We start from the raw sequence: 12,034 nt of genomic DNA, 5'->3' as shown, positions 1-12,034 counted from the left end.
TATGAGCCCGCGGGAATTTAAAATCGTTCTTACAGTAAGTGAGAATGAATTTTTTTCTCTCGAAGAACATCCGAACTGCGATTGGATCGAAATCCGTTTGGATCTTTTTTCTCCCGAAAGCATCGCTCAAAAACTTCCCGATAAAATCAAGGCCCTAAACGCTCGTTGTGTTTTCACTTATAGACAAGCTGGAGACACGGATCAAACCGCGTCCGCGAAAGAAAACGAATTCGATTTTAACTCGATTGTTTCGCAACTCGATCCTAAAGATCATTATCTCGATTTGGAATTGAATCGCCCCAACGGTATATTCGATTCTCATACGGAGAAAGGTTTCGGTTTAATCCGATCCGTTCATAAGTTTGACGGAATTTTATCGGAATCGGAAGTCGAAGATTGGATTCGAAAAGATCCGTATTTAGCCGGAGCCAAAAAATACGGAGGAACCCTTCCTTTGATTTATAAATTTGCGGTTTATCCGAATTCTATTTTTGAACTTACCGAATTTCTTTCCTCTTTTAGAAAGATTGCGAACGAATTCAAAAAATTGAATGTGTTTTTAACCGGAATTTGTATGGGTGAGATGGGCGTAATTTCAAGAGTGTTTCCCGATTCCTTCGGTTCTATCTTTACGTATTGTTGTTTAAGGGAACCGAAAGCGCCGGGACAAGTCGATATAAACTCTCTACTCGAACTTAGAAATCAAGATTGATGTAAAAATTCAGGTTTTGTCCGAAGCCTGAGAATCCTGATGTTTTTCCTTATCGGAACCTTTGGATTCTAAAAAAGATTTGAACGAGGATTTTTCCTTAAATCGATCGAATTCTTTTTCTTCGGCGGCCGCGGCCCAGATTGCGGGTTTCATGTTTGCGGCTTTTCGAATGTATTCCATGGTTTTTTCGAGATCGTCCTTATTCGCATAACATTTTGCTAATAGATAGTACGCTCCCGAAGAACCTCCGACTTTCTCTAACAGAAGAATCGCCTGATCGATCTTTCCGGTGTAATAGTAAGCTTTCCCGAGATAAAAACGATATTCTCTTTCTTCTTCTTCGGAGGATTGAACCGAATGAAAATAACGAAGCGCTTTTTCGTATTCTCCGTGATTGGTATAATAACGAGCGAGTTTCAAAATTCCGTCGTTGTAAACGTCCGGAAGATTTTTAAAATCGGGATTCTCCCTTTCAAGCTTGGAAGCGATTTCCTTTAAAATCGTATAACCTTCGGTTTCTTCCTTGTTCTGAATTTTACAAAGGGCCAAATACATCCGGATCTCGTGCGTTTTTTCTCCGAATTCAAGCGCCTTCTCCGCCGTTTTGATCGCGTTCTCACAATCCTTTACTTCGTATTTGAGTTTTGTCAATCCGATCAAAGGTTGAACCGTCGTGTTCGCGGCGTATGATTTTCTGTAATACTTCGCGGCCTCTTCGTAACGTTTCATCTTGTGATACGCAACCGCTTGGTTTAGATTTGCATAATATAACATTTTCGTACTATTTGTTCCGATCTTGTCTTCGAGTTTGTCCAAAACCTGCAAGGCTTCGGAATATTTTTCGATTCTGATAAGAATCACTCCGTACTTGTAAAGATAATCCTGCTTTTCGGGAAAATCCTTAACAAGTCCTTCCAAAAGCGTTTCCGCTTTTTGAAACTCTTTTCGATTCGCGTAGATCAGAGAAAGATTCCAACGAGCCGATTCGTCCGTTGGATCTTTCTTGAGAATTTTCAGATAATCCTCTTCCGAATCGGGACCGGAACTTTCCGGTTCTTCGACTTGTTTCTTCGGTTTATGATGAACCACATGACCTGAAGAAAGTCTTTCCTCGGCGGTGGATCTGATTTTTTGAATATGAGAAAGATCGGGATCGATTCTCAACAAACGATTGGAATACGCGATGACCTCGTGATAATCCCTTTGATAATTGAAATAGAGAATGATCTTTTGATAGCAGTTAACTAAATCTTTTTTCGGTAAGTTTAGCCCGACCGCTTTTTTAAAACTTTGAATGGATTTCGGATAATCTCTTCTGTATTCGTAGATGTAACCCATGTACATCCACGCTTCTCCCGAAGACGGATTTGCATCGTTGAACTTTTGGAATTCATCCATGGCCTTGGAAAAATCCTTTCTCGCATAAGCCTTCTTACCTTCCTTCAAATCCGCGTACAACGAAGTTGTGGAAGAATACAAAAGAACCGAAAAAAGGAGAATCCTGAAGCGCATAGGACCAGTTTTGGAGAGGAAGTCTTTTTTAAAAGTGAATTTACAACTCCTCTCCAAACCGGTTTATAATAAATTTCCTAATTTTTCCTGCCTTTTTGATGCAAGCACTTCCGAAGCCCGAAGCGCCAAACTCATGGTCGTAATCTGAGGATTGACCGAAAGACCCGTTGGGTATACGGAAGCATCGATCACAAAAATATTTTTGTGTCCATACAATTCCAAACTCGGATCCACAGCTCCTTTTTCGGGAGAATCCGCCGCTTGAATCGATCCGTGCGGATGCGCCGAACCTACGAGTAAACTTCCCGGATTGAATTTCTTTTCGAGAATCCAATCAAACTTAGAATTACGATCCACCGCAAGGGGAGTTTCCATATCGGGGAACGGAAAGATCAATTCTTTTGCGCCCGCGGCTACTTGTACCTCGGCCAACATTTTTAAACCGCGAAGCATATTCTTTCCGTCGCCTTGTGTAAGTTCGAAATAAACCTTTCTTCTTCCCAAGGACCATTTGACGGATGCGTTTGCTTCGCCGTCCGCACCGTCGCGAACCAAAACGATTCCCGCGCTCATGTTCGAATACCTTTCGATCTGTTCGAATTGTTTCTTTCCGTAAAAAGGAATCAAAGAAGCGGCTAACGTAGGACGGAACGGAGCGACTTCGAGCCAAAATCCATAACCCGTGTTGTCTTGATTGTGACCGTCTTTGATCACAGCGGATTGAGGAGGACCGGAGAACATATTGATCTTCTCGTCAAAAATGGCGAAGATCGTACTTGTAGGATGTACTTTTAAATTTCTTCCCACCCAATCGTTGCCCAAGCCTGATCTTTGTAAAAGAGCCGGACCTTCGATCGCACCCGCACTTACGACGACAACCTTCGCGGAAACCTTTAACTTCTTGATGACTACATCGGGAGCCTTTTCGTAAGGATCGGGAGTAAAATCCGCGACTACAACTTTCGTAGTTCCGTCGTGAATGACCTGAGCCTTCATGTTGGCGATCACCGTCGCACCCGATTCGATTGCGTCCGGGATGTAAGTCAAAAACATCGATTGTTTTGCGTTGATCGGACAACCGAGTCCGCATCTTCCCAAACCGATACAACCCCTGTTGTTATTATTGAGAACTTCGGGATGAAGTCCTAAGGCCTTTCCGCCTTTCATCAAAGTGTTGTTATTCGCGTTGATCAGATTCTGTGGAACCGGATGAACTCCCAATCTTTCATGAACGGAAGAAACGAACGGATCCATTTCTTGTCTGGAATATCCTTTCAAACCGAATCGTTTGTCCCATTCCGCAGTTACGTAATCGGGCGGATATAAGGAAGTCTGCCAGTTCACTGTAGTCGAACCGCCGACCGTTCTTCCCTGAAGAATACTCAGAGTTTGTTCTTCCGAAATGATAAAGCCTGCGTCTCGATACAATCTTGCCGAAGACATAAATTCTTCCCCGGTAAATTGAGCCGGAGTAAAGTAAGAACCTTCCTCGATCAAAACGACGTTCCATCCCTGTTTCGCAAGAGTCGCCGCCGCAACCGCGCCGCCCGCACCGGAACCGATTACGACCGCGTCGGCCTTCAATTCCCAGGTTCCGTTTTTGATGTTTTCTCTTTCTATAATTTCCTTATGCTTTTTCGGTGTGATGATCTTATCATTCGCCGCTGGAATTCCGCCCATCTTATCCCTCGTATCCCGCTAATTTTTGAATTCTTTTATCTTTTGAAACGAGGAAGAATGCGATCTGTCTCATGATCGAATACGCTCCCCGTTTCAAACCGAGTGAAGAAGTTTTCCAAGACAATAAACGTTTCTCTCTTTCTTCCACCGTTAACGAAGTCATAGGCTTGAAAGAAAAATCGAGCGCGAGTGCCGCAAGACTGGAGGAAGGAATCATTCCGAGTAAAAGAAGAACGTCTTCCGTATCGATCGGAGTCGGATGACCGTAGATATAATCATCGACTGCGACACCCAAATCGAAATCGGGAAGAGGATTGTCTTTGAGGAAAACCTCTCCTAAGGATTTGAAGGAAAGATAATGATCCTCTTTCAAACCTCTCAGTCGAGGGATGGGACCGCTTGAACACGCGTTGATTCCAGGAAGAACAAACGCGGTTACGGCTAAGAATTTTAAACCTAGTTTAAGAAAACGACTCCGAGGAATCGGCTCCTGCAGAAACAAATCCAAGTTCACCTCCCGCTTGCCGCTTAAAACGACTTCGGTTTTATATATAACAACTGTTCTGCAGGAATATAGGAAATGAATTTCTTTGTCTATACTTTCTTCTGGAATTTTTTCATTTTCACAAAGATCTTGATCTCTTCGTAATCGATTCGATCAAGTTCTACTTCGATCTTATCTCCCAAAGTATAAATCTTGGAATACTTTTTCGAATAGAATGAAAAGTCCGTTTCCAAACGAATCTCACCTTCGTCCGTAAATTCGGAAGAAAGTAAACAAGCATCCACCATCGGATTTTCCAAATCCACAAAGATCAAGAACGGCTTACAACCCGTAATCGTCGCGGAGAATTCTTTGATTCCGGTTTTCTCCAGATAACGACAAGCCTTGAGTTTATAATAATCTCGTTCCGCATCCGTTGCTTTTCGTTCCTGATGAGAACAATGAAGACCGGACGTGACCATTTCTTCCGGGGTATAAACCGGTTTTTTGCTCAAAAGAATGTTTTGTAAAACCCGATGACAAACCAAATCCGGATATCTTCGAATCGGAGAAGTGAAATGACAATAATCCTCGAAACCCAATCCCCAATGTCCGAGATGTTCGCCGGAATAATACGCCTGCATAAAGGTTCTCAACAGAAACATGTTGAACAATCTTTCGGCCGGTTTTCCTTCCAATTCTTTCAGAACGACGCGAATCGCTTCGTAGCTGGAATCCTTGAGTAAGGTTTTGATTCCGTTGAGTTGTAGGAAAGCGTTGAGAGATTCGAGTTTTTCCTCGTTCATCGGTTCGTGAACCCGATAAAGGGTAGGGTGTTTTTTCTTTCGGATATATTCAGCAACCTTAATGTTCGCAGAAAGCATAAACTCTTCGATCAGAATATGCGCCTGCAAACGGTCTTGAACGGCGATTTCGACGACATTGTGTTCCGAATCCGTGACGACCTTGTTTTCTTTTAAGTTCAGGTCGACCCTTCCATCTTCGACGCGTTTTGCTCTCAAGACCTTCGCGAATTCGTTCATTCTAAAAATCCAGTTTTTAGAATCTCCGGAAAGAATTTCGGATTCGGCGCGATTGTAAGTATATCGTTCCGTCACCTTAATTACACTTTTATAATACTTTGCGTGTGTGATTTTACCTTTCCAATCCGCTTCCATTTCGACGGTAAAGGCGAGACGGTTTTTACCCGCAACGAGAGAACAAAGATTCTCGGATAACTCCGGTGGAAGCATTGGAACGACCCGGCTTCCTAAATAAACCGAAGTCGCGCGGTTATACGCTTCTTCGTCCAAATCCGTACCCGGCCGAACGTAATGCGAAACATCGGCGATGTGAACGTAAAAACGAATTCGGTTTTTTTCTTCTACGAAGCTAATTGCATCATCGAAGTCCTTCGAATATTCTCCGTCGATCGTGATACACTTTAAATCCCTAAGATCGACCCGGGAAGCCCAATCGTCCACTGTGTTCTCTTCCACTTCTTCGGGAAGATCGAGAGTAATGTTTTCCGGATAAAGAATGCTGTAATTGAATTTCATCAGCATTCTCATCAGATCCAAATCCTCTTTGGTATCCGATTCGAAACGAAGGAATTGAACCTCGTATAAATTTCTTTCGTGTTCCGTTTCTTCCTTAAGTTTTACCACAAGAACGTCGCCCGATTTTATTTCGTCTTGCAGATCCGTAAGAATGGTTTTGCGGAGCAAATAACCTTCTTTCTCTTCACCGTCGATATCCAAAAGTTTTCCGAAAATAAATTTCGGATCTTTTTCCGTTACGATCATACGATACAAATCGCGACCCCGTCTGAGAATCTCTGTGACTTCTCCTTCGAGTCTTCCTTTTTTACCGATTCCGTACGGTTGAACTTCGACAAGATCGCCTTGAATCGCGGATTGTGCGAACTGACCCGGAACGAATATTTCCATACCGGAAGGAAGTTTTACGAAACCGTCTCCACGTTTGCTGATGGAAATCGTTCCTTGTAGTTTCTGACTCGGATTGACGATGATATTCTTTTTTTCTAATTCGATCAAACCTTCGGTTTCAAGGATTCGCAACGTTTCGGAAATTTCCCTTTCCTTTTCTTGAAACTGCCACTTCTCCCTTTTTTTACCGTAAGAATTTTGATTCTCCTCTCTGAGAATTTTAGCGCTGAGATCCTTGAACTGAATTACGGAACCCGCTCTGGATTGGAGATATTTCAGGATTTTTTTTCCGATTTCGTTTTCTCGAAATCCTTCGGATCTGCCGGAGTTTCTATCGTTTCTGCTTCGATCGGATTTTTGAAAGGTTTTCTTTGATGTTGTTTGAGGTTTTGAAGTCTTCTTCTGTTTTGTTTGTTTTTTCTTTATATTCATAATTGCTAAACCGTTGACTTATCGTCGACGTATGTTCCACGTATGTAGTTCGGCGCGAGTTTCCAAAATGGAAATCGATCCGGAAATTCCAGAGCTTCCCGAATCGTATCGATGTTTCGATTCAGAATCGCCGAAGCGGAAGGAAGATTTTCTAATATTAAATTTCCCGAAAAGAATTCCGGATTATCCGAATACTTTTGCGAGGTTAAGAAAGCTTGTAAACGATCTTCCGGAATTTTCTCCAAGAGCTCGTTCGGTTTTACATCGATAGATCCGAAAAATCCCCGCGTATCTTCCATTCCGAAATAAATTTTTTTTTGTTTCGCCTCGATTCCGACGAGCACCGGATCTCCGACCTCTTCGTAATAGAACGAAGTATAAACGTTCAAGCTGTCAAAACCGATCGCGGGAATTCTCCAAAGCTGGGAAAGATTTCGAGCGGTCGCAACCGCGATCCTAAGACCCGTAAAAGAACCGGGACCAAGCGCGCTTACGATCAAATCGGGTGATTTCCAATCCGATTTTTGAAGAACGTTTCTCAATTCTTGGATGAGGAGTTTCGAGGATTCCCTGGGATGAATTCCGGAATACGAAGCAACCGTTTCGAGCTCGTTCGTTTCGTTTAGAGAAAAGGATTCTACGATAATCCACTGATTTGTCGCGTCGAAGAATAGAATCTTTTTCATACCGGATTTCCTTTTGATTCTTTCCAAATACTTTTTAGTGCCGGAAATTTTTCTATATCGGAACTTTTGAATGTGATATTTCTTTCTTCCTCGGAAACCGTTTCGAACACGGCTTCGATTTTTAAAGGAAGAATTTCCAAATCTTCCTTTGCGATTTGCCACCATTCGATGATGGAAACTCCGGCCTTCCCCCAGATTTCCTCGAATCCTAAATCTTCCAGCTCGCCGGGCGATTTCAGACGATGAAGATCAAAGTGATAGAACTTTAATTCTTCCGAATTCGATTCTGTATTCGATGAAGAATCAAATCCGGAAGAATTCCGATTCGCATTCAAAGGAATCGGATATTCGTTGATCAAAGTGTAAGTGGGAGAATTGACATTTGCGTTTGGTGAGATTTTTTTCACCAATCTCGAAGTAAACGTTGTCTTACCGGCTCCCATCAAACCCGTAAATAAAAAAATGGGATGAAGATTTTGCTCCAAAGAGGAGACGATCAAAGACGCAATAAAATCGGCGGGTTTATCTAATTCTTCCAGCTTGAGATTCTGAAATTCTATTTCCAATTCTTCCTCAAAATAATTCGCTTACCTTTTCTCTTTCAAAACGATAAACCGATGTGCAAAATTCGCAGGTGACTTCGATCATTCCGATTTCGTCCACGATCTGCATCGCCTCTTCTTTTCCCAAGGTTTGGATCAACTCCCTGATTTTACCCTCGGAACAATCGCAACGGAACTCGGGTTGTCCTTCTTCGAGAATTTGAACCGCGGAACGAGTTGATTCTCCGATTTTATTCAAACAATTGTAGACGTCCTTTCCTAAAAACTCGTCCACGTTCGCGTTGATCTGTTCGGAAAGACTTGCAACTTTTTGAATGTGTTCTTCCTTTGCTTCCGGTAAGGATTGCAAAAGAATTCCTCTCACGTCCCAGTGAAATCCGTTCTTCCTGATATAAAGAGTCACAAAACAAGTGATTTGCTCGGAGGTGTTCAGATAATTCTGAAAATTCTCCTCAAAACTTTTGTTTAAATAAGGCACAACGGATTGATAAATACAAACCCCGTCTTTCCAACGAAACACTTTCAGAACGCCGGAATATTCTTCCATAACCTTTCCGGGTTCGACGTCCTCTTCGGGTCTTTCACGAAGAACCGCTTTCATTCTCCCTTTGCGATCGCTGTAAGCGAGCACCGAATGTGTGGGAGAATCCTCGTTGAATTGAATCTGCAAACTGACCTTCGTATCTTCTTTGACCTGATCCGCTAAAAAGAATGCACCAATCATCGTTCTCGCAAGGAGCTCCGTATTCGGATCATCCAAGTTGTGCAAGTTGGACGCGGCAGTCACCGAATATGAAATTTCTGCGGCGGAATATCGGAAGTGAACATCCGGTAAAATTCCGTATATCAGTGAGTCTTGATTGTGCATGGAGTCCTTTTGTGGCGAGAAGTGAGAAATACGAGTCAGGTAAACACGAGGCGATTTACGTCATTCGTATCGTCTCAGACTTTCTCGGAAAATACAGTATTTTTTCTTTTAGACAGTCTGGAATTAAGGTTTTCTTTCTTTTCAGATTGAGCCTTCGATGAAATCTCTTTCCGAAACGAAAGGGAGAATGGAATGATATTCGGAGCCGATTATTACCCGGAACAATGGACTAAAAAAGATTGGGAAGAAGATTTCCGAATCATGAAAGATATGGGTTTAAATTCCGTACGGCTCGCCGAGTTCGCTTGGGCAATGATGGAACCCAAGGAAGGTAAGTATAATTTTTCTTTCTTCGATCATATCCTCGATTTGGTTCGTAAGAATGGTATGACCGCTATTCTTGGAACTCCGACCGCCACATTTCCTCCTTGGCTTGTAAAAAAATTTCCTGACATAATTCAAGAACGGGACGGAATCCAAAGAACGATCGGTACGAGAAGACAGGCTTGTTTCTCTTCTCCCAATTATAGAAAGGCGGTCGTTAAGATCGTGACGGCGATGGCCAAACATTTCGGAAATCATCCTTCGGTAATCGGATGGCAGATCGATAACGAAATCGGTCACGAAGGATCGGACATCGATCATTCCTTAACTTCCTTAAAAGCATTTCGTGTTTGGTTGAAGAACAAATACAAAACGATCCAAAACTTAAACGATACATACGGAAACGTTTTCTGGGGAATGCTCTACGATTCCTTTGATCAAATTCCGGTTCCGGGTCGTCATGTCGCGAGTAACTTTCATCCTTCTTTGATCCAAGACTTTTATCGTTTTCATTCGGACACGATCGTCGACTTCGTAAAGTTGCAAGCACAGATCCTAAGAAAATTTTCGGTGGGAAGACCTCTGACAACCAATCTATATCCTTCTCCGTTTTTACCGATCATTGATATGGCGGAACTAGCAACGTATCTCGACTACGTTTCCTGGGATAACTATCCGACTTGGGGTGAACAAGAAGAGCCGTTTCCACATCCCTTTATCTCAGCGATGCAACAATACAATCGAGGTTTAAAGAATCTTCCTTTTACAGTGATGGAACAAATTTCCGGTTTTCAAGGACACGATCTACTCGGCTATCTTCCCGCTCCCGGACAAACAAAACTTTGGACGAAACATTCCATCGCACACGGATCGAACGCGATTTATTTTTTCAGATATAGAACGGCGCGATTCGGCCAAGAACAACTTTGTTACGGAATATTGGATCACGATAAGGAAAAAACCGATCGTTACTTCGAACTTCAAAAAGGAATTCAAGAAATCAACGAGCACGCGGAAGACTTTACGGAAGAATTATTTCCGGCCTCGGTCGCAGTCGTTCATGACATAGAAAACGCAAGGAACTGGAAACATCAACCGATTTCGACCGGATTAAAATTCTCTCCCGTTCCTTGGTCGCAACTCGGTTACGATATAGAAATGGCGACTTGGTTTTCGGGTATGAACGTCCTAAACGTAAACACTCATTTTCGTCCCGCATCCAAAATCAATTTCAAAGATTATAAAATCATAATATTGCCTATGTATACGATGGTTACCGACTCGGTGTTCAAACGTCTGGAAGAATTCGTGAGCGAAGGTGGAACCTTGGTTTTGGGTTTTAGAACCGGCGCAAAAGATTTGAACGGATGGATGTACGATTCACAAATTCCGGGACCGTTTGCGGAAATGGCCGGAGTGAAAGTCCGTAAATTCGAGGCCGTAGGAAATCAAAAGGTGAAATTTAGATTTCGTTTTTTTCCCGGAACCTGCTCCAAAATTTGCGAAATTTTAGAACCGACAACGGCAGAAGTTTGGGCTCGTTATACCGACGGAAAGAAATTTTACAAGGGCGCTCCCGTGATCACCGCAAATACTTATAAGAAAGGAAGAGTAATTTATGTCGGAGCTTCCTTAGAGCCATTGAGTTTCGTACTTCTCTATCGTCGTATTCTAAAGGAAGCGAAGATTCCATTCACTTTTTACGGACCGAATGTGGAAAAAATTTATAGAACGGGGCGGGAACAAAACTATGAAATTTTTATCAATCATTCCGGTAAGAAATCTTTTGCTGGCTTGAAAGTATTGGATCCTTACGAAGTGAGAATTCTTCCCAAGAAAAAATGAACGGCGTCTTAATGTCGCTTAACAAAATGAAACGGTAACAACCCCTTGGAATTGAATCAAATCGAAGAACTGAATCGGATTCTTATATCCGCAACGGGACAAAACCGTTCTCACGATATTTTCGTGGACAATCTTCATGCGCCGTTTCTTCAATTCGAAGACAGTTTTATTCTTCCTTCGACTTCGGTTTACGGCGTCGACTTTTCCGCCGCGAAAGAATTTTTATTACAAGCGGAACAATTGATTCCCGAATTGATCGGCGGATGTCACGTCCTTCCGATCGCAAAACCCAAAAAGAATTCCAATCACCTTTTTTTAGTGAAGGAACTTCCCTTCACTAAACGCGAGGGTGAAGAGGAAAAGAAATTCGTTTTTGTTGTGAGTTTTATTCTTTCCTATCTGGGCGGTGCGCCGACCCCGATGATCGTGAAACAACCCATGCAGGGGAAAACCGCTTCGGTCCGAACACAAAGAATTTATTTCTTAGCGAGAATTCTTCCCTTAGAATCCTTCGAGACAAAGAACGGAATCATAGTCGACTTCGTGACCCGAAAGTACAAAGAGACAGAATTCATGGTCGATGTGGATACGGTTCCTTCGTTTAACAAAATCCAACATACATACTCGGAGCTTTTCGACGATGTGGATTATTCTAAGCAGATATCCACGATTCATTCTTTGTTGAACATAGACAAAGAAATCTGGAAACCCGGCAAGGTTTTCGAACCGATCGACGTGGAACTTCATACGATCAGCTCTAGATTTCTGGAAAGTTCTCAAGAAAGAATTTTCAATCAATTCGAGAGCTTCCGGCATTTGATTGATCTTTTATTGTCAACGGAAAGCATGACTATAGATTCGATAAAACAGGAACCTTTGCACGACTGGCTTCGTTCTTTCGGAACGGAAAGGGACGTAACTCCCTCCGGTAATATGCTCTGGAAAATCCTAAAACGAAAGTAATCTTTTTTGAAGAGAA

10 protein-coding genes are annotated in these 12,034 nt (G+C 42.5%); 3 read left to right on the top strand and 7 right to left on the bottom strand.

The window, feature by feature from the left end; all coding sequences use genetic code 11:
* Position 1 precedes the first annotated feature (1 nt).
* Positions 2–712 (top strand): type I 3-dehydroquinate dehydratase, encoded by a 711-nt coding sequence (locus CH367_RS16140; protein WP_100763522.1) that lies wholly within the window; start codon positions 2–4, stop codon positions 710–712.
* 9 nt (positions 713–721) lie between these two features.
* Here the strand turns inward: CH367_RS16140 and CH367_RS16135 are convergent, their stop codons facing one another.
* The 7 genes from CH367_RS16135 to CH367_RS16105 form a co-directional block, all read right to left on the bottom strand.
* Positions 722–2,224, bottom strand: a complete 1,503-nt coding sequence (locus tag CH367_RS16135; protein ID WP_100763521.1) for a tetratricopeptide repeat protein — start codon at positions 2,222–2,224, stop codon at positions 722–724.
* A gap of 63 nt (positions 2,225–2,287) precedes the next feature.
* Positions 2,288–3,904 (bottom strand): GMC family oxidoreductase N-terminal domain-containing protein, encoded by a 1,617-nt coding sequence (locus CH367_RS16130; protein WP_100763520.1) that lies wholly within the window; start codon positions 3,902–3,904, stop codon positions 2,288–2,290.
* A 1-nt stretch (position 3,905) separates the two neighbouring features.
* Positions 3,906–4,412 carry a hypothetical protein gene (locus CH367_RS16125; protein ID WP_100763609.1) on the bottom strand — a complete coding sequence of 169 codons (507 nt, stop codon included), beginning with the start codon at positions 4,410–4,412 and terminating at the stop codon, positions 3,906–3,908.
* A gap of 86 nt (positions 4,413–4,498) precedes the next feature.
* Positions 4,499–6,769 carry a ribonuclease R family protein gene (locus CH367_RS16120; protein ID WP_100763519.1) on the bottom strand — a complete coding sequence of 757 codons (2,271 nt, stop codon included), beginning with the start codon at positions 6,767–6,769 and terminating at the stop codon, positions 4,499–4,501.
* Between the two features lie 5 nt (positions 6,770–6,774).
* The gene (gene tsaB, locus CH367_RS16115; protein WP_100763608.1) at positions 6,775–7,455 is read right to left on the bottom strand and encodes a tRNA (adenosine(37)-N6)-threonylcarbamoyltransferase complex dimerization subunit type 1 TsaB; all 681 of its coding nucleotides are present in this window, start codon (positions 7,453–7,455) and stop codon (positions 6,775–6,777) included.
* Entirely contained in the window at positions 7,452–8,021 is a 570-nt protein-coding gene (gene tsaE / locus CH367_RS16110; RefSeq protein WP_100763518.1) for a tRNA (adenosine(37)-N6)-threonylcarbamoyltransferase complex ATPase subunit type 1 TsaE, read from the bottom strand. The genes tsaB and tsaE overlap by 4 nt, the downstream gene beginning before the upstream one ends.
* 7 nt (positions 8,022–8,028) lie before the next feature.
* Positions 8,029–8,886, bottom strand: coding sequence for an Hsp33 family molecular chaperone HslO (locus CH367_RS16105; protein ID WP_100763517.1), 858 nt, complete (start codon positions 8,884–8,886; stop codon positions 8,029–8,031).
* Between the two features lie 192 nt (positions 8,887–9,078).
* Here CH367_RS16105 and CH367_RS16100 point away from each other — a divergent pair, with 192 nt between their 5' ends.
* Together CH367_RS16100 and CH367_RS16095 are read left to right on the top strand one after the other, a co-directional pair.
* On the top strand, positions 9,079–11,055 hold the full coding sequence (locus CH367_RS16100; RefSeq protein ID WP_100763516.1) for a beta-galactosidase: 1,977 nt from the start codon (positions 9,079–9,081) through the stop codon (positions 11,053–11,055).
* Between the two features lie 45 nt (positions 11,056–11,100).
* Positions 11,101–12,018 (top strand): LIC_10030 family protein, encoded by a 918-nt coding sequence (locus CH367_RS16095; protein ID WP_100763515.1) that lies wholly within the window; start codon positions 11,101–11,103, stop codon positions 12,016–12,018.
* The last annotated feature ends 16 nt before the right edge of the window (positions 12,019–12,034 follow it).

The organism is Leptospira barantonii (assembly GCF_002811925.1).
Lineage (GTDB): Bacteria > Spirochaetota > Leptospiria > Leptospirales > Leptospiraceae > Leptospira > Leptospira barantonii.
Note: the sequence above shows the minus strand (reverse complement) of the source record. Positions and strands in the feature narration are given on the sequence as shown.